Here is a 26,120-nt window from a genome sequence, read left to right on the forward strand (position 1 = left end):
GTCAGTCCCCGACGACGACGAGCTCCTCGACCGAGTCATGGCGTATGCGGTCCCACGGGATGCCGATGTCCCTCAGTGCGTCCACACCGCTGCGGATCATTCCGGGCGGGCCCGAGACGAAGGCGTCGTACTCGTTCCAGGGGCCGTACCTGCGGATGGCCTCGGGCAGTTGCACCCGGGCCTGTTGGTCGATGACCGCGCGGACCGAGAGCCACGGGTGGGACTGCTGGAGCCTGAGCATCGTGTCGATGTCGTACAGATCGTGGTCGGTGCGGGCGCCGTAGAACACCTCGACCGGGCGCCGCTCGCCGTGTTCGGCCACGTCCTCGACCAGGGCCTTGATGGGCGCTATGCCGGTGCCGCCGCCCAGGCAGAGGAGTCCGCTGTCGGTGGTGTGGTCCACGGTCATGGAACCCGTCGGCGGGCCGAGCCGGAGGATGTCGCCGGGTCGGGCGCGGTGCACCAGGGCGTTGGAGACCCAGCCCGCCGGGACGGCCTTCACATGGAACGACAGCAGGCCGTCGGAGCGGGGCGCCGAGGCGAACGAGTAGTGGCGCCAGATCCGCGGCCACCAGGGCGTCTCCAGGCTCGTGTACTGGCCTGCGAGGAAGGGATAGGGCTGGTCCGGCCGGACGGTGACGACCGCGACGTCCGGCGTCCTCAGATCGTGCGAGACGACCTCCGCGTACCACCAGGCCGGCGCGCGCAGTTCGTCGACGGCCGCCGCGTCGATCATCACCTGCGAGATCGTCGTGTACGTCCGGACCCAGGCCGCCTCCAGCTCCGGGCTCCAGATCTGCGCGGCGTACTTGTTCAGGGCGCCGATGAGGCACTCGCCGACTGCCGGGTAGTGCTCGGGCCGGGTGCCGTACTTGCGGTGGCCGCGGCCGAGGTTCTGGAGGTAGTCGACGAGGACCGGGGTGTTGTCGATGTGCTCGGCCGCGGTGAGCAGTGCCTTGAGCAGACGGTCCCGCTGGGTGTCCATCGCCGCGGGGAAGAGTGAGCGCAGGTCGGGGTGGCGGACGAAGAGGAGCGCATAGAAGTACGACGTGACCTTGTCGGCCACGGGGGCGACCTCCGCCATGGTCCGGCGGATCAGCAGCGCGTCCGGGGAGGCCTGCTGGGCCTGCGCGGGGGTGGTGCGCTGGGGCGGGAGGCGGGGCTCCGAGGGCGGCAAGCCCTCTGGGGTGCGCTTCGGTATGTCGTGTGGGGCGAGGGCCGGTATCGGGATGTCAGGTGAAACGGGGGCCGGTATCGGGGGCGTCGGTTCGGCTCGGGCGGCCGGTGCGGTCTCCTGGGACGGTGTGTTCGCCTCGGCGCCCGTCGTGCCCCTGCCCACTGGACGCAGCGCCGCCAGACGGCTGCCCTCGGCGGTCTCCTGCTCACTGCCCGATGTCGACGCCGGCTGCTTGTGCGGTGTGAACCAGCCGTCCCCGCCGCCGGAAGTGCCGTTGTCGGCCGACGTGGTGGTCGGAGCGTCCATGGTGTGCCTCGCCTCGAACATCTTTCGGTCGGTCTGCGCACTTCCCCGGTCGGAATGTGCCTGCTTTCCCCCGCAGACGGCTTGCTTTCCCCGTTCATGGCCACGGCTGACGCGGTCACATTCAACCCGTATGAGCGCTCCATACGGACAACCAAGGCGAGAGTGTGACATTGGCCGCAGTACTCTCACCGCAGCATCCCATCGCGCCGGGACGCCTCTGCCGCATAACCGAAAATGCGAGTCTCGATCTCTCCGTCCCGTTAGGCTGCTTTGCCTTGTTCTCAGCCCGGACGGCGCCTGTGCGGCATGTGTGCACCTCACGGCGAACAAGAACCGGAGTCGACCCTACCGGTCGCCGCCGCGCACACAAGTCCCCCTTCCTCCCCCACGAATGAGCGAGGGGCGAACCGTCGATTCCTTCAATTACCGGGCGTGGCGCACCAATTCATAGGCATCCCACAGATCTCTTCCCGTGTAGGCATGAGTCGCGAGGCCGGACAGATGGCTGTCCGCATTGACCGCGACCGAGAGCGGCACCACACCGAAGAGGTCCTTGTCCGAGGACGAGTCCCCATAGGCGACGCAGTCGCTCCGGGCCACTCCGAACTCCGCGCACAGCCGCTCAGCGACCAGGACCTTCGCCGCGGCACTGAGAATCCCGGTCGGGTCGACGGGCTCGGTGAAAGGCACCGCGGGAAAGCGTGATCCGTACGCCGCGTGCGCGCCCCAAGCGGTGAGGCGCTCGACGAAGAACGACGGGGAGAGTGACACGACGGCGCAGTAGTCGCCGTTCTCCCGGATCGCCTCCCAGACGTCACGAATACGTGCCAGCCACGGAGCTCCCTCGAAAGCCGCCGCCACATGAGCCTCGGTGAGCTCCGCCCACAGTTCGCGCACTCGCATCGCATACTCGGGCGGCTCTATCAGCCCCGAGGAGATCGCCTGGTCGAGCGCCACGGTCTCGGCTTCCAGCCCCAGTTGCCGCGAAATCTCCACGGGCGAGGAAGTGCCGTACAGCAACGTGCCGTCGAGATCGAAGAGATGAAGTCTGGCCATGGTGCCCGAGGCTAACCGGGTCGGCTTTCGGCACGTCGCCGAGGAGGCTGGAAGCGTTCTACCAAGGCTTCGGACGCCTGCCGTTCGCCCATGTTTCACGTGAAACATGGGTCTCTTGCCGAGGCGCTGTGCTGTCGCCTACAGCATGGCCAAAACCTCGTACATGTCGCCGGAAACAGGTGGACGCCGGGGGTGCCCGTCAGACAGCCTGACCTGCGTGCCGACACCTTCCCTCGCCGATCTGCCCATCCGCCGACTGACGCTGCGCGATCTCGCCGCCTGCGCCGACTTGTCCGAGGACCGGGGGTGGCCGCGCGAGGAGCACAAGTGGGGCTTCCTCCTCACGGCCGGGAAGGGATACGGCATCGACGATCCCGCCGGGGGTCTGGTCAGCGCCTGCACCGTCACCGAGTACGGCCCGCAGGACCGACCCGATCTGGGAGCGGTCGGCATGGTGCTGGTCGCCGAGCGGCACGCTCGTCAGGGCGTCGGACGCCGGCTGATGCGCCACGTGGTCGCGGCGATGGGCACCACCCCGCTGACCCTGCACGCGACGCCCCAGGGCAGCCCGCTCTACGAAGAGCTCGGCTTCAAGGTCACCGGCCGGGCCGAGATGGTCCGGGGCCGCTTCCAGGCCGCCGGGTACCAACCCACCGTCGCTACTCGTGCCGCCACCGCCGAGGATCTCACCGCCATTCTCAGCCTCGACGAGGAGGTGTTCGGCGCCGATCGGACGCACATCGTCACGCGTCTGCCCGCCTTCGCCGACCAACTGCGGGTCGCCGAGGAGGACGGTCGGATCATCGGCTACGCGGGGGCGTGGCCGAATCTGGACAACCACGTCGTGGGTCCGCTGGTCGCCCGCGACACGGAGACGGCCAAGGCGCTCGTCACCTCCCTCGCCGCCCACACCGACCGCGTGCTGCGCACCGACATCGACGTGCGGCACGAGGAACTGCTGGCGTGGGTGAAGGACCATGGGCTGGTGTCCATCGCCTTCAACTCGGTCATGAACTACGGGATTTCCGAGCTGCCCGGCGACTGGAGCCGACGGTTCGCTCCGGTGACGGTTGCGGCGGGGTAAGGACGGGTCCGGCGGCGGGGTGGGCTGCCGACTTGGTATTGGCGCGTTGAGAGCTGCCGGCGTGGTGACGCCGGGCCCTGTCCGGGGCCCGGCGTTGTCTTCCTGCCGTGGGGCTCAGAGGTGCGCGGCTGCCTTGTGCCCCGTCGGCACGGCGCCCGCGACGACCTGGCTGGGCTCGCTGTCCCGGCGCTCCAGAGCGGCCGAGAGGAGCGCCAGCCCCAGGGCGGCCGCGGCAAGGAGGGCGCCCACCCAGTTGGGAGCGGTGTAGCCGAAGCCGGCGCCGATGACGAGGCCGCCGAGCCAGGCGGAGAGCGCGTTGCCCAGGTTGAAGGCGCCGATGTTCACGGCCGAGGCGAGCGTCGGAGCACCGTGCGCCTGGTCGAGGACGCGCTTCTGCAGCGGCGGGACCGTGGCGAAGCCCAAGGCGCCGATGAGCGCGATCGTGACGGCCGCGAGCACCTTGTGATGTGCGGTGAGCGTGAAGAGTGCGAGGACGACTGCCAGGGCGCCCAGAGAGACGTACAACAGGGGCATCAGGGCGCGGTCCGCGTACCTGCCGCCGACCAGGTTGCCACCGACCATGCCGAGGCCGAACAGGACGAGCAGCCAGGTGACGGAGCCGTCGGCGAATCCGGCCACGTGGGTCATCATCGGCGCGATGTAGGTGATCGCCGCGAAGACGCCGCCGAAGCCGAGGACGGTCATCGCCATGGCGAGCAGAACCTGGGTGTTCTTGAAGGCGGCCAGCTCGTGGCGAAGCCGCACGCCTTCCGGCCGGGGCATGTCGGGGACCAGCTTGGCGATCCCGACCAGGCCGACGACACCGAGCCCGGCGACGACGGCGAAGGTGAGGCGCCAGCCGGCGGTCTGCCCCACGAGCGTGCCGAGCGGGACGCCCACCACGTTGGCGACGGTGAGGCCGGTGAACATCATCGCGATGGCTCCGGCCTTGCGGTCCGGGGCGACGAGGTCTGCCGCGACGACCGAGCCGATGCCGAAGAAGGCGCCGTGGGCGAGCGAGGCCACCACCCGGCCGATCAGCATGACGCCGAAGGTGGGGGCCAGGGCGGACAGCAGGTTCCCGAGGATGAACAGCCCCATCAGCAGCATCAGCATGCGCTTGCGGGAGACCTTGGTGCCGAGCACCGTCATCAGCGGGGCACCGAACATGACGCCGAGCGCGTAGCCCGTCACCAGGAAGCCTGCCGTGGGGATGGAGACTCCGAAGTCGCCGGCGACCTCGGGCAACAAGCCCATGATCACGAACTCGGTGGTTCCGATTCCGAAGGCCCCGATCGCGAGGGCGAGGAGCGCGAGAGGCATGGGGTCTGCACCTTCTCAGTTGATTGCAGGAGCGCCTTACAAGCGAAGACAATACTTGCAGACGCTTGATACTTGCAAGCGCCGACTATTGCAGCCCTGCTCTATCCTGTTTTTGAGCCGCTCCCAGCCGCTCTTAGCCGCTCCGGGACGAAGGAAGCACCGATGACCGCGACGGACCCCGCCCTCACCGCCCTCGCCCAGGGCTGGTGCGCCCTTTCTCTGCTGCACGGGAGGATCGAGGCCCATATCGAGCGCGCCCTCCAGGCGAAGCACGACCTCAGCGTCCGTGAGTACTCCCTGCTCGACGTCCTCAGCCGACAGCACGACGGGGACGGCGGGCATCTGCAGATGAAGCAGGTCGCCGACGCCGTCGTCCTGAGCCAGAGCGCCACCACGCGGCTGGTCACCCGGCTGGAGGACCGGGGCCTGCTCACCCGCTACCTCTGCCCCACCGACCGTCGCGGCATCTACACCAACGTCACCGAGGCAGGCCTGGCGCTTCTCGACGAGGCACGGCCGACCAATGACACCGCCCTGCGTGAGGCACTCGACGAGGCGGCCAGGAACCCCGAACTGGCCCCGCTGGTCCGGGCCGTGGAGACACTGAAAGTGCCCGCATAGGCTGGCGGGCATGGGAGATCTTGAAATCCGCACCGCCGTCCCCGACGACGTTGCCGCGATTGTGGCCATACTCGCCGACGACCCGCTGGGCGCCCAGCGCGAGTCACCGGACGACCTCGCCCCCTACCTGACCGCCCTGGAGCGCCTCGCCGCCGACCCGAACCAACACCTGGTCGTCGCCGTCCGGGCGGACCGCGTGGTCGGCACACTCCAGCTCACGATCATTCCCGGGCTGTCCCGACGCGGCTCCACCCGGTCGATCATCGAGGCCGTCCGCATCCACGCCGACGAGCGCGGCAGTGGCCTGGGGACGCGACTCATCGAGTGGGCGATCGACGAATCCCGCCGCCAGAACTGCCAGTTGGTGCAGCTGACCTCCGACGCCACCCGCACCGACGCACATCGTTTCTACGAGCGGCTGGGCTTCGAGGCCTCGCACGTGGGCTTCAAGCTGCCGCTCTGACGCGTGGGCCCTCTGACTCCTGGACCACTCGGACCACTTGAGACACGGCCTCGCCGGGCGCTCCGGAACCGCGGGCCTGTTTCACGTGAAACAGGCCCGCCACGGCTCAGCCGATACCGCGCCACCCCTCCGGGTCCACCCCACCCGGCACAGGAGCCCCCTCGTCGTACGGCTGACGCGTGAACACGAACGACCCGAGGTCCAGATGGCTCACGCTGCCGTCAGGCCGTCGTACGGCCCTCAGGAGCTCGCCGGCGAAGTAGCCCTCCAGGCCGGTCCACGTACCGCCTCCCTCGGCCCGGAAGCGCGAGCGGCGGCCGCTGCCGCTCAAGGGATCCAGCGAGACGCCACCCTCGGTCGTCAGCCGCAGGGCGAACGCGTGCGTTCCCCAATACCACTGCCCCGCCAACTCCAACGCTGCCGCGTCGACTTCGGGCAGCGGCCGCCACGGCTCGGGAATCCGTGGCTCGGCCTCCGCCACGATCCTGACGAGGTCGGCGCTCACGGAGCCGAGCAGCGGCCCGGAGGTGCAATTGGCCAGCACCACCGCCGCGACATCGTCGGCCACGCTGATCGTGAGGTTCGCCAGGAAGCCCGGCAAGGACCCCGAGTGCCCGACCAACAGCCGGCCGTCCCGGCTCTGCACCTGCATCCCGAGACCGTACGTCGAACCGTCCACGACGTCCGCGGCCTCGGCCGGAGCAGCGGGCGTCCGCATCTCCAGAACCGTCTCCGCTCTCAGCACACGGTCGTCGCCCTTCGCCAAAAAGACCGCGAACTTCGCCAAGTCTCCGGTCGTGGACCAGAGTTGGCCTGCCGGTGCCATCCGCCCGAGATCCTCGGTGGGTTCAGGAAGCATCACATCGGCCCACGGATGCACCGCCCAGCCACCCGCATGCGGCGCCTGCGGGTGACCGCTCGTGCGGTCCAGACCCAGAGGTTCGAGCACTTCGCGCCGCAGTACGTCCTCCCACGGAGCGTTACGCAGCTTCTCCACCAGCGCGCCCAGCAGGGTGTATCCGGGGTTCGAGTAGTGGAAACGTCTCCCGATCGGATGCAGGAAGGGCTGCTCGCCGAGCACATCGCTCAGCTCCGGACGCAGGGAACCCGGGCTGCGCTCCCACCACGTCCCCGGCGACTCGGCGGCCAACCCGGCCGTGTGCGCGAGGAGCTCGGCGATGGTGGCCTCCCCCGCCCCGGTACCTGGCAGATGCTTCTCCAGCGGGTCACCGAGGTCGAGCAGTCCCTCGTCGCGCAAGCGCAGCACGAGAACGGCGGTGAAGGTCTTGGTGATCGAGCCGATCCGGTACTGCACGTTCTCATCCGGTCCGTGCCCGTCGACCGAGGTCCGTGAACCGTGCCAGACGGCCAGGCCGCCGCGTACGACCGCCGCGACCAGCGACGGCGCGCGCCCCTCGGCCTGGGCCACGGCGATACGGTGCAACAGCGCCCGACGTGTGCCGGGAAGCAGCTCTTCCTGAGATGTCGTCATGGGCCCAGTCCACCCCGCGGAACACCGCGACGTCGAACGCATTGAGCCCGCGACTAGCGGCTCAGGTCTGTGCCATGTCCACGAAGCGGGAGTAGTGGCCCTGGAAGGCGACCGTGATCGTCGCCGTCGGGCCGTTGCGGTGCTTGCCCACGATGATGTCGGCCTCGCCCGCGCGGGGTGACTCCTTCTCGTAGGCGTCCTCGCGGTGCAGCAGGATCACCATGTCGGCGTCCTGCTCGATGGAGCCGGACTCACGCAGGTCGGACACCTGCGGCTTCTTGTCGGTGCGCTGCTCGGGGCCACGGTTGAGCTGTGAGAGCGCGATGACCGGGACCTCGAGCTCCTTGGCGAGGAGCTTGAGGTTACGGGACATGTCCGAGACCTCCTGCTGGCGGCTCTCGGAGCGCTTGCCGGACTGCATCAGCTGGAGATAGTCGATGATCACGAGCTTGATGTCGTTGCGCTGCTTCAGCCGGCGGCACTTCGCGCGGATCTCCATCATCGACAGGTTCGGGGAGTCGTCGATGTAGAGCGGCGCGGCCGAGACCTCGGGCATCCGGCGGGCCAGGCGCGTCCAGTCCTCGTCCGTCATGGTGCCGGAGCGCATGTGGTGCAGGGCCACCCGTGCCTCGGCGGACAGCAGACGCATCGCGATCTCGTTGCGCCCCATTTCGAGGGAGAAGATGACGCTCGGCAGGTTGTTCTTGATCGACGCGGCCCGTGCGAAGTCCAGTGCGAGGGTGGACTTACCCATGGCGGGGCGGGCCGCGATGACGATCATCTGGCCCGGGTGCAGACCGTTGGTGAGCGAGTCGAGGTCCGTGAAGCCGGTGGGCACACCGGTCATCTCACCGGTGCGGGAGCCGATCGCCTCGATCTCGTCGAGCGCGCCCTCCATGATGTCGCCGAGCGGAAGGTAGTCCTCGCTGGTGCGCTGTTCGGTGACCGCGTAGATCTCGGCCTGGGCGCGGTTGACGATCTCGTCGACGTCGTCGTCGGCCGCGTATCCCATCTGGGTGATACGGGTGCCGGCCTCGACCAGGCGGCGCAGCACCGCACGTTCGTGGACGATCTCCGCGTAGTACTCGGCGTTCGCCGCCGTCGGCACCGTCTGGACGAGGGTGTGCAGATACGATGCGCCGCCGACCTTGTTGATCTCACCGCGCTTGGTGAGCTCGGCCGCGATCGTGATCGGGTCGGCCGGCTCGCCCTTGGCGTAGACGTCGAGGATCGCCTGGAAGATCGTCTCGTGCGCCGGCTTGTAGAAGTCGTGGCCCTTGATGACCTCCACGACGTCGGCGATGGCGTCCTTGGACAGCAGCATGCCGCCGAGGACGGACTGCTCCGCGTCGAGGTCCTGCGGCGGTACGCGTTCGAAGGACGTGCCCCCGCCGTCCCATTCGCCGTTCTCCCGGCCACGGTCGTGCTGATCGTCGCGGCCTCGACCGCCGTCACCGCGACGGCGCGAGGCAGGCAGACGATCACTGGGACCGCTGTCGGCCCACGGATCGTCCAAGGGCTCGGAAATGCTCACCGAGCCACCTCCTCCCGTCCGCCGAGCGGACCTCGCCGTGCCCTCTTTTCTACGGCACGGCACTGACAAATGAGAGGCCCAACTCCGGTTCTGGCGCGTCGGTTTTGTGATGGTTCCCAGACCGACGAAATGGAGCGGGCGCCGGACCACGGTAGGCCCGACGGCACCGTCAGCCAATCTGGTTATCCACAGGCCATGTGGACGACGGCCCCGATGCTGTGGAGAACTCCGCAAAACCTGTGCACGACACGGTGGACAGGCCTGTGAACAAGCTCGCGCCTCCCGCACGATTACGCCGCTGACCTGCACACTTCCCGTCCACCGGCTGTGCAGAAGAAAAACTTCCCCAGTCGGACCAAGATCACATCGAACGGCACACGAAAGCACATGCCGCAAGACTGCAAGTAAGGGTCAGTAACACATTGCATCACTTACCTGTGGACGATTAGATTGGTGCTCATGACACACGCTCCCGCGACCCCGCGCGCCAGACGGCGACAGCACGACCGAGAGATCGTCGCCCTGGCCGTCCCGGCCTTCGGCGCACTCGTCGCCGAGCCCCTTTTCGTCATGGCCGACAGTGCGATCGTGGGCCATCTCGGTACAGCGCAACTCGCGGGACTGGGGATCGCCTCGGCGCTCCTCATGACATGCGTCAGCATCTTCGTCTTCCTCGCCTACGCCACCACGGCGGCGGTCGCCCGACGCGTCGGCGCCGACGATCTCCAGGCCGCCATCCGCCAGGGCATGGACGGCATCTGGCTCGCGCTCCTGCTCGGCGCCGCGGTCGTCGCCCTCGCCCTGCCCACCGCTCCGGCCCTGGTGGAACTCTTCGGCGCCTCGGAAACCGCCGCCCCCTACGCGACCACCTATCTGCGCATCTCTTCCCTCGGCATCCCGGCCATGCTCGTCGTCCTCGCCGCAACCGGAGTGCTGCGCGGACTACAGGACACCAGGACACCGCTGTACGTCGCCATCGGCGGCTTCGTCGCCAACGGCGCCCTCAACATCGGCCTCGTCTACGGCGCCGATCTCGGCATCGCCGGCTCCGCCTGGGGCACGGTCATCGCCCAGTGCGGCATGGCCGCCGTCTATCTCATCGTGGTCGTCCGCGGAGCCCGCGCCCACGGCGCCTCGCTGCGCCCCGACGCCGCCGGAATCCGGGCCTCGGCCCAGGCCGGAGTCCCGCTGCTCGTCCGCACCCTCTCACTCCGGGCCATCCTGCTGATCGCCACCGCTGTGGCGGCCCGGCTCGGCGACGCCGACATCGCGGCGCACCAGATCATCCTGTCCCTGTGGAGCCTGCTCGCCTTCGCCCTGGACGCCATCGCCATCGCAGGACAGGCCATCATCGGCCGCTACCTCGGTGCGGGCGACGCCGAGGGCGCCCGTGAGGCCTGCCGCCGCATGGTGCAGTGGGGGATCGCGGTCGGTATGGTGCTCGGCCTCGCCGTCGTACTGGCCCGCCCCGCATTCCTTCCGCTCTTCACCAGCGACTCCGTGGTGAAAGACGCGGCGTTGCCCGCACTTCTCGTGGTGGCGCTCGCTCAGCCGATCTGCGGGATCGTCTTCGTCCTGGACGGAGTGCTGATGGGAGCGGGCGATGGGCCGTACCTCGCCTGGGCCATGGTGTTGACCCTGGCGGTCTTCACACCGGTGGCCCTGCTCATCCCCATCCTCGGCGGAGGGCTCACCGCAGTCTGGGCAGCGATGACGCTGATGATGGCAGTCCGTCTGCTGACCCTCTGGCTGCGGACACGGTCTGGACGCTGGATCGTCACCGGCGCGACCCGCTGACCGTTTCACGTGAAACACCGCGGCCATCACGTTTCACGTGAAACACCGCGAGGCCCGCTCCAGCCTTCGGGCAAGCAAGAGGGGCCGTACCTCACGGGTACGGCCCCTCTCACAACTGCTCAAACCGAGCGCAGCGATCAGGCCGCGACGACCTCGATGTTGACCTTGGCGGCAACCTCGGGGTGCAGACGCACGGACGTCTCGTGGGCGCCCAGGGTCTTGATCGGCGCACCGAGCTCGATGCGGCGCTTGTCGACCTCGGGGCCACCGGAAGCCTTGATCGCCGAGGCGATGTCGGCCGGGGTGACGGAACCGAAGAGACGACCGGCGTCGCCGGAGCGAACGGCCAGACGGACCTTGACGGCCTCGAGCTGGCCCTTGACCTGGTTGGCCTGCTCGATGGTCTGGATCTCGTGGATCTTGCGAGCACGACGGATCTGCTCGACGTCCTTCTCGCCACCCTTGGTCCAGCGGATAGCGAACTTCCGCGGGATCAGGTAGTTGCGAGCGTAGCCGTCCTTGACGTCGACGACGTCGCCCGCGGCACCGAGGCCGGAGACCTCGTGGGTGAGGATGATCTTCATTAGTCGGTCACCCTTCCCTTATCGCGCGGTGGACGTGTAGGGCAGCAGCGCCATCTCACGGCTGTTCTTCACGGCCGTGGCGACGTCACGCTGGTGCTGCGTGCAGTTGCCGGTCACGCGGCGGGCACGGATCTTGCCGCGGTCGGAAATGAACTTCCGCAGCATGTTCGTGTCCTTGTAGTCCACGTACTGGACCTTGTCCTTGCAGAAAGCGCAGACCTTCTTCTTAGGCTTGCGCACAGGCGGCTTCGCCATGGTGTTTCTCCTGTGTGATCAAGAAGTGTGGGTACGACCCACCCTCGGCCCGAAGGCCTAGAAGGGGGGCTCGTCCGAGTAGCCGCCGCCCTGCTGGCCGCCGCCGGAGTTTCCACCCCAGCCGCCGCCACCGCCGCCGCCCTGGTTGCCACCGGCGGGAGCACCGGTCGCCCACGGGTCGTCCGCGGGAGCACCGCCGCCCTGCTGGCCGCCGCCGGAGTTTCCACCCCAGCCGCCGCCCTGCTGGCCGCCACCGCCACCGCCGCCGTAACCGCCCTGGCCACCACGGCCGGCACCGCCGGCCGTCTTGGTGACCTTGGCCGTGGCGTTCTTCAGGCTGGCGCCGACTTCCTCGACGTCCAGTTCGTAGACCGTGCGCTTGACACCCTCACGGTCCTCGTAGGACCGCTGCTTCAACCGGCCCTGCACGATGACGCGCATGCCTCGCTGGAGCGACTCCGCGACGTTCTCCGCCGCCTGACGCCAGACCGAGCAGGTCAGGAACAGGCTTTCGCCGTCCTTCCACTCGTTGGTCTGACGGTCGAAGGTGCGGGGGGTGGACGCGACACGGAACTTCGCGACCGCCGCACCGGAAGGGGTGAAGCGCAGCTCGGGGTCGTCGACAAGATTGCCGACGACCGTGATGACGGTCTCGCCTGCCATGGGGAACCTCTCGGCGGGTTTGCTGCTCTGGCTGCTTGGTTGCTGCTACTCGAATCCCGAGATCAGCTGAGCGGGAAAGCTCAGTGGGTCTCGGGGCGGAGGACCTTGGTCCGGAGGACCGACTCGTTCAGGTTCATCTGGCGGTCGAGCTCCTTGACGATCGCGGGCTCAGCCTGCAGATCGATGACCGAGTAGATGCCCTCGGGCTTCTTCTTGATCTCGTACGAGAGACGACGACGGCCCCAGGTGTCGACCTTCTCGACCTTTCCGTTGCCCTCACGGACGACGGAGAGGAAGTTCTCGATCAGGGGGGCGACAGCGCGCTCCTCCAGATCGGGGTCGAGGATGACCATCACCTCGTAGTGACGCATGTGGAACCCACCTCCTTTGGACTCAGCGGCCACGGTCGTTCCGTGGCAGGAGGGTTGTGATGCGTACGCAACGGTATCGGCCGCCACTGACAATCGGGGCTTCCTCGCGGTAGTCCCGGTCGTGACATGGGCAGACACCAGTGCAGAGGGTACAGAGTACCCGCACAGCGGCTTCCGGTTGAAATCCGGCCGCCAGGACCGACAATCTGTACACATCGGGTGTGTATGGCGCTACGATGCGCCGCCTTTCGCAGGAGGTGCCCTATGGCACAAGCATTGCGACCCAACACCGTCGGAGGCCTGTTCGCCACGGACGGCAAGCCCCACCCCCTCCAGGACACCCTGCTCGCGGTGACCCTGGTCCTGGGGCTCACATCGTTCATCACGGCGATGTTCCACAGCCTGCACCTGCTCAGCTCCTGGACCGGACTGGTCGGCATCCTCACCGGCGCCTACGGCCAGTGGATCTCGGAGACGACCCGTGAGCGCTTCGGACTGATCCTCGGTCTCGGCGCCTCGGCGATCGGGTTCTTCCTCGGCATGGCGCACGGCGGCCTCTTCGGCGGAGTCATCAGCTGACGCCTCGGGCACCGTCCCCCTAACACCACACAAAGCACCGCGGAACGCCTCGGCGGCCCAGAAGCCGGGGCGCAGGTTCCGTACGCCCAGTCAGGGCGCTCGTCAGGCGCAGTAGGCTTCGGCGCGAGAGCCGGAGCCCCTGTACCCATGGGGACACACCAGCCCGAGGAGCGCCCCGAATGAGCCTGACCCTGAGGACGATCAGCCGCGAGCAGCATCTGGCGTACATCCAGAGCCTGCCGTCGGCTAGCCACATGCAGGTTCCGGCCTGGGCAGACGTCAAGGCGGAGTGGCGCTCCGAGAGCCTCGGATGGTTCGACGACAAGACCGGCGAACTGGTCGGCGCGGGCATGGTCCTGTACCGGCAGCTCCCCAAGATCAAGCGCTACCTCGCCTATCTGCCCGAGGGCCCGGTCATCAACTGGTTCGCGCCGAATCTGACCGAGTGGCTGGAACCGATGCTCGCCCACCTCAAGCACCAGGGCGCGTTCTCCGTGAAGATGGGTCCGCCGGTCATCATCCGGCGCTGGGAGGCCACCTCCATCAAGGCCGGCATCCAGAACCCGGACGTGAAGCGCCTGCGCGACATCGAGGCCGACTTCATCGAGCCGCGCGCCTTCGAGGTCGCCGACAAGCTCCGTCGTATGGGCTGGCAGCAGGGTGAGGACGGGGGCGCCGGATTCGGCGACGTACAGCCCCGCTACGTCTACCAGGTGCCGCTGGCCAACCGGTCCCTGGAAGAGGTCCACAAGAACTTCAACCAGCTGTGGCGCCGCAACATCAAGAAGGCCGAGAAGGCCGGCGTCGAGGTCGTCCAGGGCGGTTACCAGGACCTCGAGGAATGGCAGCGGCTGTACGAGATCACGGCCGTGCGCGACCACTTCCGGCCCCGCCCGCTGTCGTACTTCCAGCGCATGTGGACGGCCCTCAACACCGAGGACCCCAACCGCATGCGGCTGTACTTCGCCCGCCACAACGGCGTGAACCTGTCGGCGGCGACGATGCTGATCGTCGGCGGACACGTCTGGTACTCCTACGGCGCCTCCGACAACATCGGCCGTGAGGTCCGGCCCTCGAACGCGATGCAGTGGCGGATGCTGCGCGACGCCTACGCGCTCGGCGCGACCGTGTACGACCTGCGCGGCATCTCCGACTCGCTCGACGAGACGGACCACCTCTTCGGCCTGATCCAGTTCAAGGTGGGCACGGGCGGCCAGGCCGCCGAGTACCTCGGCGAGTGGGACTTCCCGCTGAACAAGCTGCTCCACAAGGCGCTCGACATCTACATGTCGCGCCGCTGAACCACAGCTGCTCGCTCCGACAGCTTCGGCACGTTCGTTTGCTTCCATACCTCTGATACACCGCAGCCACGAGAAAGGTTCCAGGTCCGGCCATGGCGCTCACGCTCTACGTCGACACCGCGCGCTGGCGTGCGCACCACAAGCACGTGCAGGACCAGTTCCCAGGACTCGTCCCGGTCTGCAAGGGCAACGGCTACGGCTTCGGCCACGAGCGGCTGGCCGAGGAGGCCACGCGGCTCGGCTCGGACGTCCTCGCGGTCGGCACGACGTACGAGGCCGCTCGCATCAAGGACTGGTTCGGCGGCGACCTGCTGGTGCTGACGCCGTACCGGCGCGGCGAGGAGCCCGTGCCGCTGCCCGACCGGGTCATCCGCTCGGTGTCGTCGATCGACGGCGTCTACGGCCTCGTGGGCGCCCGCGTCGTCATCGAGGTGATGTCCTCGATGAAGCGGCACGGCATCAGCGAGCAGGACCTGCCGCAGCTGCACGCCGCCATAGAGAACGTCCGCCTGGAGGGCTTCGCCATCCACCTGCCGCTGGACCGCACCGACGGCTCGGACGCCGTCGAAGAGGTCATCGGCTGGATGGACAGGCTGCGTGCGGCCCGGCTGCCGCTGCACACGATGTTCGTCAGCCACCTCAAGGCCGAGGATCTCGCCCGGCTCCAGCAGCAGTTCCCGCAGACCCGCTTCCGCGCCCGTATCGGTACGCGGCTGTGGCTGGGGGACCACGAGGCCACCGAGTACCGCGGGGCGGTCCTGGACGTCACGCGCGTGGCCAAGGGCGACCGCTTCGGCTACCGGCAGCAGAAGGCGGCCTCGGACGGCTTCCTGGTCGTCGTGGCGGGCGGTACGTCGCACGGGGTGGGCCTGGAGGCCCCCAAGGCGCTGCACGGCGTCATGCCACGCGCCAAGGGCGTCGCCCGCGCCGGCCTCGCGACGGTCAACCGGAACCTTTCTCCGTTCGTCTGGGGCGGCAAGCAGCGCTGGTTCGCCGAGCCGCCGCACATGCAGGTCTCGATCCTCTTCGTCCCCTCCGACGCCCCTGAGCCGAAGGTCGGGGAGGAGCTGGTGGCCCATCTGCGGCACACCACCACGCAGTTCGACCGGATCGTCGACCGCTGAGGACCGTACGAACGACCGAGTGAGACGGTCGGCAAGCCGTCCACAGACAGCCGAAAGGCCGTACACGGGCTTCCGTGTACGGCCTTTCGTGTGGGCTCGCTACTGGGCTCGCCACGGCCTGTTCGCTCAGAGCGAACTGCCGCTGGAGGGCGCCGCTTCATGGTCGCCCCACTCCACCTGTGTTCCCCCGAAGTGGGCCGCGTGCCGCGGGGGATGGGCCGCGGGGCCGAGAACGAACACGTCCTCCGCTCCGTCGAGGACTCCCCCTGAGGGATCGTCGTCGCCGGCCCGGCGCACCACGTCCCGCTCCGGCATCCAGATGTCCCGCACCACCATGACGCAGAGGTACAGCGTCCCGAGCAGATGCAGACCGATGGCCCAGTGGTAGCCGTCCTGGGGCAGGCCCTTGTGGGCGTCGGCGCTGGTCGTGTACGCGAGGTACATCCAGATCCCCAGGAAGTACGCCACCTCGCAGGCCTGCCAGATCAGGAAGTCCCGCCACTTGGGCCGGGCCAGCACCGCGAGGGGGATCAGCCACAGGACGTACTGCGGCGAGTAGACCTTGTTGGTGAGGATGAACGCCGCGACGATCAGGAAGGCCAACTGGGCGAAGCGCGGCCGGCGCGGGGCGGTCAGGGTGAGCGCGGCGATGCCGACGCAGGAGAGCAGGACCAGCAGCGTCGCGAGCGTGTTGACCGTGTCGGTGGTGAGCGGGTCGGACGAGTTCTGGGCCAGGATCAGCCAGAAGGACCCGAAGTCGACGCCGCGCTCCTGGCTGAACTCGTAGAACTTCGACCAGCCGTCCCAGGCGAGGAGCATCACCGGAAGGTTCACGACCAGCCAGGAGACGGCCGCGCCTCCCAGTGCCCTCCCGAAGTCCCGCCACTTGCCCGCGCGCCAGCACAGTACGAACAGGGGGCCGAGGAGGAAGACGGGGTAGAGCTTGGCGGCCGTGGCGAGGCCCAGCAGGACGCCGAAGGCGAGCGAGCGGCCTCGCGACCACATCAGCATCGCCGCGGCCGTCAAAGCGACTGCCAGCAGGTCCCAGTTGATGGTGGCGGTCAGCGCGAAAGCGGGCGCCAGGGCGACCAGCAGACCGTCCCAGGGACGGCGGGCGTGCGTACGGGTCACGCAGACGGCGATGATGGCCGCACAGGCCATCAGCATCCCGGCGTTGACCATCCAGTACCACTGTTCCTGGTCCTGGATGCTGCCGCTGCCGGGCGTGAGCCACGAGGCGACCTCCATGAACACACCGGTCAGCACCGGGTATTCGAGGTACTGCATGTCGCCGTCGAGCTTGTCGAAGTACGGCACGAGCCCGTCGGCGAAGCCGCGCCCGGCGTAGAGATGCGGGATGTCCGAGTAGCAGGCGTGTGTGTACTGCGAGCTGGCTCCGAAGAACCAGGCGCCGTTGTAGCAGGGCGCCTTCTGGATCAGGCCGAGGGCGAACATCCCGATCGCCACGAGCGCGATGACCCGCACGGGAGTCCACCAGGACGTCCCGAGCAGCGCACGCCGCCCGATGGGACCACCGATCAGCTCACTGCCGTTCGCGGCGATCTCGTCGTCCTTGGTCGGCCGCACCGGGTCGGACTCGTGCACGCTCGCTTGCGTCGATTCTGCGCTGGGCATGGGGCACATCCTGCCGTACGTCTCTAGGAATACGCCGAGGGCCGCCACACCCGGCGGGTGCGGCGGCCCATGTTTCACGTGAAACACCCTCGGCGGGCGATATGGCGGCTAACCGGTCGATCCTCCGAAGATGCCTCCATTGCCGTTGCCTCTGGTGCTGTCCGTCTCCGTGGCCGTTGGTGTGGAGGTCGTGCCTCCGTCCGTGGTGCCGCCGGAGTTGGCTCCTCCGGTGTCCGCGCACTGGAAGCCGAAGCAGGACTCCGTGGCCGACGGCGAGGGAGCCGTGAGGGTCGGGCTGGGGGTCGGGCTGGCCGTCACGCTCGGCGTCGGGCTGGGCGTCGCGGTGACACTCGGGGTCGGGGACGGAGCGCCGTCCTCGTCCTGGATCTCACCGATCTTCTCGGCATCCGGGAAGCCGGGATCGTTGGCGCCCTTGAGCGCGGCCTTCATGTACTCGGTCCAGATCGACGTGGGGATGTCACCACCGTGGATGGAGTCCTCACCCGCCGTGCCGTTCATGGAGAGCAGCTTGCTGTTCTTGGGGTCTTCTCGGAACATCGCGATCGATGTCGACAGCTGCTGGGTGTAGCCGACGAACCACGCCGACTTGTTGCTGTCGGTGGTACCGGTCTTGCCGGCCGCCGCGCGTCCCAGGGCCTTGGCGTTCTGACCGGTTCCGTTCTCGACGACGTTCTCGAGCATGTCCGTGACGTTGTGCGCCACGTTCTCGGGCATCGCCAGCGTGACCTTCGGCTTGTCGAAGCCCGGCAGATCCTGACCGTCCTTCTTGACCTCGGTCACGGAGTACGGGTCCGCGTGCTTGCCGGACGCGGCGAACGTCGCGTAGGCGTCAGCCATACGAATCGCGCTGGGGGTCGACGTACCGAGGGCGAACGACGCGTTGAGCGTTTCGAAGCTTTGATCCAGGATGCCGGACGCCTTGGCCACGTCCCGCACCCTGCTCATCCCCACATCCATGCCGAGCTGTACGAACGGGGTGTTGACGGACTGCTCCATCGCCTTGCGGAGACTGATGTAGCCCCAGGGATAGTCGCTCTCGTTCTCCTGGTAGAAGACCGAGTTGTCCTTCTTCAGAACGTACGAGCCGTCGTTGTTCCTGACCTTCAGATGGTCGTTGCCGTTGTACTTGCTCAGCGGCGAGACACCGACGTCCGGATCCTTGTACGTGCCGTACTGCATGGCCGCCGCCATCACGAACGGCTTCCATGTAGAACCGACCGGCACACCAGAGGTGTCCGCGTTGTTGTTGAAGTGGTCGTTCTCGTACCCCGCGCCGCCGTACAGCGCGACGATCGCACCGTCCTTGGGCCTCACCGACGCCGCACCGAACTGGACGTGCTTGTCCAGCTCCCGCTTCTCGGGGTCGATCTTCTCGTCCTCGATCTTCTTGACGGCCTTGGCCAGAGCATTGACCTTGTTCTTCTCGAAGGTCGTGTAGATCTGGTAGCCGCCCTGGTCGAACTCGGTCCGCGAGATCTTCGAGTGGGCCAGCACGTACTTCTTCGCCGTGTCGACCAGGTAGCTGATCTGCCCGGTCATACCCTTGGTCGCCTTGAGGCCCTGGGGCATGGGGTACTTCTTGATGGCGGTCTGGTACTCGGCGTCCGTCAGATGCTTGTCGTCGTGCATCTGCTCGAGGATCCAGCCCCAGCGGTACTTGGACCGCTCGGTGTTCTTCGCCTTGGTCGCCGACTTGTCGTAGCTCGTGTTGTCCACGGGGTCGTAGTACGTCGGCCCCTTGAGCAGCGCGGCCAGGAAGGCGCACTGGCTCGGCGTCAGTTTTTCGGCGTCCACGCCGTAGTAGGTCTGCGCGGCGGCCTGGATGCCGTACGCGTCACGGCCGTAGTACGAGGTGTTCAGGTAGCCCTGGAGGATCTCGTCCTTGGTGAGCTTCGTGCCCACCTTTATGGAGATGAACATCTCCTTGAACTTCCGGGAGACGGTCTGCTCCTGGCTCAGGTAGGTGTTCTTCACGTACTGCTGGGTGATCGTCGAACCACCCTGCGTGTCACCACCGCGCGCCATGTTGGCGAGCGCTCGGGCAATGCCCATGGGGTCGACACCCGAGTCCGAGTAGAAGCTCTTGTTCTCGGCCGAGATCACGGCGTACTGCATGGCCTTGGGGATCTTGTCGATCGTGACGTTCTGCCGGTTGGCGCCGGCGCCCGTCGCGACCATCTGGGAGCCGTCTGCCCAGTAGTAGACGTTGTTCTCCGACTTGGCCGCGGCGTTCTCGCTGGGGATCCCGACCATCGCGTACCCGATACCCGCGATAGCCACCAGGCCACCGAAGAACGCGAGGCACAGTCCGGAGACGAGCCGCCAGGACGGCATCCAGCGCTGCCAGCCGTACTTGCCCGCGCGCGGATAGTCGATGAACCGCTTCTTGCTCGAAACGGGGGCTCGGCCCCGGCCAGGTCCGGTCGAGCCGCCCGGCCCACCCCGTCGGGCGCCACGGCCGGCGGGCTCGGCCGCTCTGCGTCGGCTGCCCCCGCTTCTCTGTGTCGCGCGCCGGGCCTCGGCGCGGCCGCCGTACGACCGCTCCTCGCCTCCCGACCCGTATGAATCCGACCCGTACGAGTCGGAAGGAGACTCGGTGGCGCCACGCGGTGCCGCACGGCGGCCGGAGGACGAGCCGGACTGGCCGCGTCGGGCCGCGGCACGTCCGCCTCCCTGCGGCTGCGGCGGTTTGCGACGGTGCTCGCTCATCGAACGACTACTCCTCGGGCAGGCGCACCCGTGCGCGCCTGGAAACGGCGGCTGGTTTCCGGTCCCCCCGAAGTACGGATGGGGTCGCTTTCGCATTCACCCGTACTGCACCGGGGACAAGGACGCCCCCATGCGTCACTCGGTTCCCGGTGGTGTGCATGCCGCACAGACTACGCACCGTCAAAACCCGCCGAGTCCCGAAGTTCACCCCAAATCAGGCAACTTGCCTGCAACGAATCGGTGATGTGATCCCGTTCACCGCCTTCCCACTTGTCGCATCCGGAAGGCCGTTCTATCGTCGTGATGTATCGAGTCGATACATCAGAGCGAGATAAGCGAGACAAAGGCCGAGAGGAGGCGATCATGAGCCGGCGTTCCGGGATCCTCGAGTTCGCCGTACTCGGCCTACTCCGCGAGTCCCCGATGCACGGCTACGAGCTGCGCAAACGACTCAATACGTCACTGGGTGTGTTCCGAGCGTTCAGCTACGGCACGCTCTACCCCTGCCTCAAGACGCTGGTCGCCAACGGCTGGTTGATCGAGGAACCGGGGAACGCTCCTGAGGACGCTCTCGCCGCAACACTCGCGGGGCGTCGCGCCAAGATCGTCTATCGGTTGACGGCGGAAGGTAAGGAGCACTTCGAGGACCTGCTCTCGCAGACCGGCCCCGATGCCTACGAGGACGAGCACTTCGCCGCACGTTTCGCCTTCTTCGGGCAGACGTCGCGCGATGTACGCGTGCGCGTGCTGGAGGGTCGCCGCAGCCGGTTGGAGGACCGGCTGGACAAGATGCGCGTCTCCTTCGCGCGCACCCGGGAGCGCCTCGACGACTACACGCTCGAGCTCCAGCGCCACGGAATGGAGTCCGTGGAGCGCGAAGTGCGCTGGCTGAACGAGCTCATCGAGAGCGAGCGGGCCGGACGGGACCTCAAGGGGTCCGCGTCAGAGGGGTCCGCTCAGCAGAACAACACATCTGGAGCGACGGGCAACCTGCCCCGGTCCGGGGACACCCCCCGGTCGGATACGCCCGACGACACCGCCACGTGAGCGCCCGATCAGGGCCTCACTCATACACACAGGGAGCAACCGGAATGGGTTCGGTTCGCGTAGCCATCGTCGGTGTGGGCAACTGCGCCGCGTCGCTGGTTCAGGGAGTCGAGTACTACAAGGACGCCGACCCGGCGTCCAAGGTGCCCGGTCTGATGCACGTCCAGTTCGGCGACTACCACGTCGGTGACGTCGAGTTCGTCGCCGCCTTCGACGTCGACGCGAAGAAGGTCGGCCTCGACCTCTCGGACGCCATCGGTGCCAGCGAGAACAACACCATCAAGATCTGTGACGTCCCGAACAAGGGCGTCACGGTTCAGCGCGGCCACACCCACGACGGTCTCGGCAAGTACTACCGCGAGACCATCGAGGAGTCCGCCGAGGCTCCGGTCGACGTCGTCCAGATCCTCAAGGACAAGCAGGTCGACGTCCTCGTCTGCTACCTGCCCGTCGGCTCCGAGGACGCGGCGAAGTTCTACGCCCAGTGCGCCATCGACGCCAAGGTCGCCTTCGTCAACGCCCTTCCGGTCTTCATCGCCGGCACCAAGGAGTGGGCGGACAAGTTCACCGAGGCGGGCGTCCCGATCGTCGGTGACGACATCAAGTCGCAGGTCGGCGCCACCATCACGCACCGTGTGATGGCGAAGCTGTTCGAGGACCGCGGTGTCCGTCTCGAGCGCACCATGCAGCTCAACGTCGGCGGCAACATGGACTTCAAGAACATGCTGGAGCGCGACCGTCTCGAGTCCAAGAAGATCTCGAAGACGCAGGCCGTCACCTCGCAGATCCCCGACCGCGACCTGGGCGAGAAGAACGTCCACATCGGTCCCTCGGACTACGTGGCCTGGCTCGACGACCGCAAGTGGGCCTACGTCCGCCTCGAGGGCCGTGCCTTCGGCGACGTCCCGCTGAACCTGGAGTACAAGCTCGAGGTCTGGGACTCCCCGAACTCCGCGGGTGTCATCATCGACGCCCTGCGCGCCGCGAAGATCGCCAAGGACCGCGGCATCGGTGGTCCGATCCTGTCGGCGTCCTCGTACTTCATGAAGTCCCCGCCGGTTCAGTACTTCGACGACGAGGCCTTCGCCAACGTCGAGAAGTTCATCAAGGGCGAGGTCGAGCGCTAAGGCGCCGAGGCTCACTGAAAAACGCTCCTGCCAGGGCTGTGTCGAGGGTCCCCGGGTTGTACCGCCCGGGGACCCTCCCCTTGTGTGAGGCTGTGCCCCATGGCCGTCGTACGTGACCTGCGCGTCCTGCTCCGCTTCCAGGGCTTCAGACGCCTCCTCGCCGTACGCCTGCTCTCCCAGGGCGCCGACGGCGTCTACCAGGTCGCACTCGCCGCCTACGTCGTCTTCTCCCCGGAGAAGCAGACCTCGGCCGCCGCCATCGCCTCCGCCATGGCCGTCCTGTTACTCCCCTACTCCCTGGTGGGCCCCTTCGCCGGCGTTCTCCTGGACCGCTGGCGCCGCCGCCAGGTCTTCCTCTACGGCAACCTGGTGCGCGCGGCGATGGCCACGGCGACAGCCGTCCTGATGGTCAGCCACGCCCCGGACTGGCTCTTCTACGTCTCCGCCCTCTCCGTCACCGCCGTCAACCGCTTCGTCCTTTCGGGCCTGTCCGCGGCACTGCCGCGCGTGGTCGACGACGAACGCCTCGTCATCGCCAACTCCCTGTCCCCGACCGCCGGCACGCTCGCCGCGACCGCCGGCGGCGGACTGGCCTTCGTCGTACGCATCGTGCTCGCGGACTCCGACGCGGCCGTGGTCCTGCTCGGCGCTGCCCTGTACCTGTGCGCGGCGCTCGCGTCGCTGCGCATGTCACGTGAGCTCCTGGGCCCAGACCAGGAATTGGTACGACCGCACCTCTCGGCGGCGCTCTCCGGCACCGCGCACGACCTGGTCGCGGGCGTACGCCACCTCACCTCTCCACCGCGCCGACAGGCCGCCCGGGCGCTCGCCGCGATGACCCTGATGCGGTTCTGCTACGGCGCTTTGCTGGTCATGCTGCTGATGCTCTGCCGGTACGAGTTCACCTCGACCACCGATGACGGACTCGCCCTGCTGGGGCTGGCGTTGGGCATCTCAGGCGCCGGCTTCTTCGTCGCGGCCGTACTCACGCCCTGGACAGCGGGACGCCTCGGCCCGGGACGCTGGATCGCCGTGTGCGCGGCCTCCGCCGCGGTCCTGGAGCCCGCCCTGGGCCTCTCGTTCGCCGTCGGGCCCATGCTCGCCGCGTCGTTCGTCCTGGGTCTGACCACCCAGGGCGCGAAGATCGCGACGGACACCATCGTGCAGTCCTCGGTCGACGACGGCTTCCGGGGCCGGATCTTCTCCGTCTACGACGTGCTGTTCAACGTCGCCTTCGTCGGCGCGGCGGGCATGGCCGCCCTGATGCTGCCGCCGGACGGGCGTTCTGTGGTGCTGGTGGTCACGGTGGCCGTTATCTACGGTGCAATTGCGGTGGCTATGACCCGCTTTGAACGCCGGTAAGTGTCACATCAATGCCACAGAGCCCCCCTGGATTGCAGGAGTGTCAGTGGAGCCCGGTAGCTTACGTGCGTCTTACTCGCTCCTTATGCGTGTCACACACCCATGTTCTAGGGGGACCCCCAAGTGTCTACTCCGCCGCCCCAGGGCCAGAACCCGTTCGCTCAGGGCCAGCAGCCCTACGGCCAGCCCCAGGGCCAGGCCCCGTACCCGCCCCAGGGCGGCAACCCCTACGCCCAGGGCCAGCCTGGCGTTCCCCCGCAGGGCACGGCTCCGTACGCGCCGGTTCCGCCGGAGCAGCCCCGCCGCAAGCTCAGCTTCAAGACGATCAAGAACATCGTCATCGCCGTCGCCGTCGTCAGCGTGGCGATCGGTGGCTACATAGCGAGCCGGGACGACGCCGACCAGGCCAAGGTCGGCGACTGCATGAGCATCTCCAACCCGGACAGCACGACCGACCCGGGCCTGGAGGTCGTGGATTGCAGCGACTCCAAGGCGAAGTACAAGGTCGCCGACAAGAAGGACGGCACCACCGAGGGATGCGACCGCACCAAGTACTCGGAGTACACCGAGACGGGCGGCAGCAAGGACTTCACGCTCTGCCTCTCGGACTACTCGCCCAAGTAGGCCTCGCGTCAGGCGCCGAGCGCGCCATACGCTGAGCGGCCTGTGTTTCACGTGAAACATCGCAACGAAGCGTAGATGGGTGCCGTATCCCGTTCTGGGATACGGCACCCTCGCGTTTGAAGAGAACGACTTTGAAGAGAACGACGGAGACAGCATGTTTCACGTGAAACATGCCCCTGCCTCCCGCAGCCTCAGGCCTGTTCGGCCCACCACTCCTTGAGCGCCTTGGCCGCCGCGTCCTCGCCCATCGGCCCGTTCTCCAGCCGCAGCTCCAGCATGTGCTTGTACGCGCGCCCCACAGCCGGACCCGGCCCCACGCCGAGGATCTGCATGATCTGGTTGCCGTCCAGATCCGGGCGGATCGCGTCGAGCTCCTCCTGCTCCTGGAGCTGGGCGATCCGCGACTCCAGGCCGTCGTACGCACGCGACAGCGCGGCCGCCCTGCGCTTGTTCCGTGTGGTGCAGTCGGAGCGGGTCAGCTTGTGGAGGCGGTCGAGGAGGGGGCCGGCGTCGCGGACATAGCGACGGACCGCGGAGTCCGTCCACTCGCCCGTGCCGTATCCGTGGAAGCGCAGGTGGAGCTCGACCAGGTGCGAGACGTCCTTCACCAACTCGTTGGAGTACTTGAGGGCCGTCATCCGCTTCTTGGTCATCTTCGCTCCGACCACCTCGTGGTGATGGAACGAGACCCGGCCGTCCTTCTCGAAACGACGCGTGCGCGGCTTACCGATGTCGTGCAACAGGGCGGACAGGCGCAGGACCAGATCGGGGCCGTCGTCCTCCAGCGCGATCGCCTGCTCCAGGACGATCAGCGTGTGCTCGTAGACGTCCTTGTGCCGGTGGTGCTCGTCGCTCTCCAGGCGCAGGGCCGGAAGCTCGGGCAGCACATGGTCGGCGAGCCCCGTGCCGACCAGCAGGGTCAGGCCCTTGCGCGGGTGGGCGGACAGGATCATCTTGTTCAGCTCGTCCCGCACCCGCTCGGCGGAGACGATCTCGATCCGCCCGGACATCTCCGTCATCGCGGTGACGACCTCGGGAGCCACCTCGAAGTCGAGCTGGGCGGCAAAGCGCGCGGCCCGCATCATCCGCAGCGGGTCGTCCGAGAAGGACTCCTCCGGAGTACCCGGCGTGCGCAGCACCCGCTCCGCGAGGTCGTCCAGACCGCCGTGCGGATCGATGAACTCCTTCTGCGGGAGTGCGACCGCCATCGCGTTCACCGTGAAGTCACGGCGGACGAGGTCCTCCTCGATGGAGTCGCCGTACGACACCTCGGGCTTGCGCGAGGTCCGGTCGTACGCCTCCGACCGATAGGTGGTGACCTCGATCTGGTAGCCGTCCTTCTGTGCCCCGACCGTGCCGAAGGCGATCCCGACCTCCCAGACGGCGTCCGCCCACGGGCGCACGATCTTCAGCACGTCCTCGGGGCGGGCGTCGGTCGTGAAGTCCAGGTCGTTGCCGAGCCGGCCGAGCAGCGCGTCCCGGACCGAGCCGCCGACCAGGGCGAGAGAGAACCCGGCCTCCTGGAAACGGCGGGCAAGGTCGTCGGCGACAGGAGCGACCCGCAGCAGTTCACTGACCGCGCGGAGCTGCACCTGGCTCAGGGCACTGGGGGTTTCTTCGTTGGCGTTCGGCACAACAGAAGAGGGTACGTGGCCTGGGCGACCCCGAGCGCCTCCATTAAATCTGCACAGATACCTACGCGCGGCCGATGCCGCAGACGTACGGAATCGCTCCCCTTTATACGTACACATACAGGACGCCCCGGACTCTTCTCCCGATCTTGTGGAGCAGACCGCGGCACTTCCCCTCAGCGCGCATCGTTACCATGCGTGGACGCACATTCCGACGACCACTGACGACGACGA

The 26,120-nt window shown here is 67.7% G+C and carries 23 protein-coding genes; 11 read left to right on the plus strand and 12 right to left on the minus strand.

Going from position 1 to position 26,120, the window contains the following annotated elements; all coding sequences use genetic code 11:
• Position 1: 1 nt before the first annotated feature.
• Positions 2–1,483 (minus strand): globin domain-containing protein, encoded by a 1,482-nt coding sequence (locus tag ABKA17_RS14745; protein ID WP_353692487.1) that lies wholly within the window; start codon positions 1,481–1,483, stop codon positions 2–4.
• 423 nt (positions 1,484–1,906) lie between these two features.
• Positions 1,907–2,539 (minus strand): HAD family hydrolase, encoded by a 633-nt coding sequence (locus tag ABKA17_RS14750; RefSeq protein WP_353692488.1) that lies wholly within the window; start codon positions 2,537–2,539, stop codon positions 1,907–1,909.
• A 217-nt stretch (positions 2,540–2,756) separates the two neighbouring features.
• Between ABKA17_RS14750 and ABKA17_RS14755 the strand changes: the two genes are divergently transcribed.
• Complete coding sequence (locus tag ABKA17_RS14755) at positions 2,757–3,623, plus strand: GNAT family N-acetyltransferase (protein ID WP_353692489.1); 867 nt, start codon at positions 2,757–2,759, stop codon at positions 3,621–3,623.
• A 114-nt stretch (positions 3,624–3,737) separates the two neighbouring features.
• Here the strand turns inward: ABKA17_RS14755 and ABKA17_RS14760 are convergent, their stop codons facing one another.
• Positions 3,738–4,946 (minus strand): MFS transporter, encoded by a 1,209-nt coding sequence (locus tag ABKA17_RS14760; protein WP_353692490.1) that lies wholly within the window; start codon positions 4,944–4,946, stop codon positions 3,738–3,740.
• A gap of 162 nt (positions 4,947–5,108) precedes the next feature.
• Between ABKA17_RS14760 and ABKA17_RS14765 the strand changes: the two genes are divergently transcribed.
• Positions 5,109–5,567, plus strand: coding sequence for a MarR family winged helix-turn-helix transcriptional regulator (locus ABKA17_RS14765; protein ID WP_353692491.1), 459 nt, complete (start codon positions 5,109–5,111; stop codon positions 5,565–5,567).
• Between the two features lie 10 nt (positions 5,568–5,577).
• Complete coding sequence (locus ABKA17_RS14770; protein WP_353692492.1) at positions 5,578–6,030, plus strand: GNAT family N-acetyltransferase; 453 nt, start codon at positions 5,578–5,580, stop codon at positions 6,028–6,030.
• A gap of 106 nt (positions 6,031–6,136) precedes the next feature.
• On the opposite strand, the gene ABKA17_RS14775 is transcribed toward ABKA17_RS14770, so the two are convergent.
• Complete coding sequence (locus ABKA17_RS14775) at positions 6,137–7,522, minus strand: serine hydrolase domain-containing protein (RefSeq protein WP_353692493.1); 1,386 nt, start codon at positions 7,520–7,522, stop codon at positions 6,137–6,139.
• A gap of 61 nt (positions 7,523–7,583) precedes the next feature.
• Complete coding sequence (gene dnaB, locus ABKA17_RS14780; protein WP_353692494.1) at positions 7,584–9,056, minus strand: replicative DNA helicase; 1,473 nt, start codon at positions 9,054–9,056, stop codon at positions 7,584–7,586.
• A 459-nt stretch (positions 9,057–9,515) separates the two neighbouring features.
• Between dnaB and ABKA17_RS14785 the strand changes: the two genes are divergently transcribed.
• Complete coding sequence (locus ABKA17_RS14785; protein ID WP_353692495.1) at positions 9,516–10,853, plus strand: MATE family efflux transporter; 1,338 nt, start codon at positions 9,516–9,518, stop codon at positions 10,851–10,853.
• A gap of 137 nt (positions 10,854–10,990) precedes the next feature.
• Here the strand turns inward: ABKA17_RS14785 and rplI are convergent, their stop codons facing one another.
• The 4 genes from rplI to rpsF all read right to left on the minus strand — a co-directional run bounded on the left by rplI (position 10,991) and on the right by rpsF (position 12,726).
• A complete protein-coding gene (rplI, locus tag ABKA17_RS14790; protein ID WP_353692496.1) occupies positions 10,991–11,437 on the minus strand; it encodes a 50S ribosomal protein L9 in 447 nt (148 codons plus the stop codon).
• Between the two features lie 18 nt (positions 11,438–11,455).
• The gene (gene rpsR / locus ABKA17_RS14795) at positions 11,456–11,692 is read right to left on the minus strand and encodes a 30S ribosomal protein S18 (RefSeq protein ID WP_006381652.1); all 237 of its coding nucleotides are present in this window, start codon (positions 11,690–11,692) and stop codon (positions 11,456–11,458) included.
• 57 nt (positions 11,693–11,749) lie between these two features.
• Positions 11,750–12,355 (minus strand): single-stranded DNA-binding protein, encoded by a 606-nt coding sequence (locus ABKA17_RS14800; protein WP_353692497.1) that lies wholly within the window; start codon positions 12,353–12,355, stop codon positions 11,750–11,752.
• Between the two features lie 80 nt (positions 12,356–12,435).
• Positions 12,436–12,726 carry a 30S ribosomal protein S6 gene (rpsF, locus tag ABKA17_RS14805; protein ID WP_010353482.1) on the minus strand — a complete coding sequence of 97 codons (291 nt, stop codon included), beginning with the start codon at positions 12,724–12,726 and terminating at the stop codon, positions 12,436–12,438.
• A 264-nt stretch (positions 12,727–12,990) separates the two neighbouring features.
• Between rpsF and ABKA17_RS14810 the strand changes: the two genes are divergently transcribed.
• From ABKA17_RS14810 to ABKA17_RS14820, 3 genes are all read left to right on the plus strand, one after another.
• Positions 12,991–13,305 (plus strand): hypothetical protein, encoded by a 315-nt coding sequence (locus ABKA17_RS14810; protein WP_289921038.1) that lies wholly within the window; start codon positions 12,991–12,993, stop codon positions 13,303–13,305.
• Positions 13,306–13,484: 179 nt separating this feature from the next.
• The gene (gene femX / locus ABKA17_RS14815; protein WP_232027831.1) at positions 13,485–14,606 is read left to right on the plus strand and encodes a peptidoglycan bridge formation glycyltransferase FemX; all 1,122 of its coding nucleotides are present in this window, start codon (positions 13,485–13,487) and stop codon (positions 14,604–14,606) included.
• 92 nt (positions 14,607–14,698) lie between these two features.
• Positions 14,699–15,730 carry an alanine racemase gene (locus tag ABKA17_RS14820; protein ID WP_126273066.1) on the plus strand — a complete coding sequence of 344 codons (1,032 nt, stop codon included), beginning with the start codon at positions 14,699–14,701 and terminating at the stop codon, positions 15,728–15,730.
• Between the two features lie 126 nt (positions 15,731–15,856).
• Here the strand turns inward: ABKA17_RS14820 and ABKA17_RS14825 are convergent, their stop codons facing one another.
• The gene (locus ABKA17_RS14825; RefSeq protein ID WP_353692498.1) at positions 15,857–17,365 is read right to left on the minus strand and encodes a glycosyltransferase family 87 protein; all 1,509 of its coding nucleotides are present in this window, start codon (positions 17,363–17,365) and stop codon (positions 15,857–15,859) included.
• 108 nt (positions 17,366–17,473) lie between these two features.
• Positions 17,474–19,720: a transglycosylase domain-containing protein gene (locus ABKA17_RS14830; RefSeq protein WP_353692995.1), complete on the minus strand. Its 2,247-nt coding sequence runs from the start codon at positions 19,718–19,720 to the stop codon at positions 17,474–17,476.
• Between the two features lie 738 nt (positions 19,721–20,458).
• Between ABKA17_RS14830 and ABKA17_RS14835 the strand changes: the two genes are divergently transcribed.
• From ABKA17_RS14835 to ABKA17_RS14850, 4 genes are all read left to right on the plus strand, one after another.
• Entirely contained in the window at positions 20,459–21,142 is a 684-nt protein-coding gene (locus tag ABKA17_RS14835) for a PadR family transcriptional regulator (RefSeq protein WP_353692499.1), read from the plus strand.
• Positions 21,143–21,186: 44 nt separating this feature from the next.
• Positions 21,187–22,269 carry an inositol-3-phosphate synthase gene (locus tag ABKA17_RS14840; protein ID WP_353692500.1) on the plus strand — a complete coding sequence of 361 codons (1,083 nt, stop codon included), beginning with the start codon at positions 21,187–21,189 and terminating at the stop codon, positions 22,267–22,269.
• A gap of 99 nt (positions 22,270–22,368) precedes the next feature.
• Positions 22,369–23,631 (plus strand): MFS transporter, encoded by a 1,263-nt coding sequence (locus ABKA17_RS14845; RefSeq protein WP_353692501.1) that lies wholly within the window; start codon positions 22,369–22,371, stop codon positions 23,629–23,631.
• 123 nt (positions 23,632–23,754) lie between these two features.
• A complete protein-coding gene (locus tag ABKA17_RS14850) occupies positions 23,755–24,255 on the plus strand; it encodes an LppU/SCO3897 family protein (protein ID WP_353692502.1) in 501 nt (166 codons plus the stop codon).
• A gap of 191 nt (positions 24,256–24,446) precedes the next feature.
• Here the strand turns inward: ABKA17_RS14850 and ABKA17_RS14855 are convergent, their stop codons facing one another.
• A complete protein-coding gene (locus ABKA17_RS14855) occupies positions 24,447–25,889 on the minus strand; it encodes a CCA tRNA nucleotidyltransferase (RefSeq protein WP_353692503.1) in 1,443 nt (480 codons plus the stop codon).
• Positions 25,890–26,120: the final 231 nt, after the last annotated feature.

It is taken from the genome of Streptomyces sp. RG80, assembly GCF_040446465.1.
Lineage (GTDB): Bacteria > Actinomycetota > Actinomycetes > Streptomycetales > Streptomycetaceae > Streptomyces.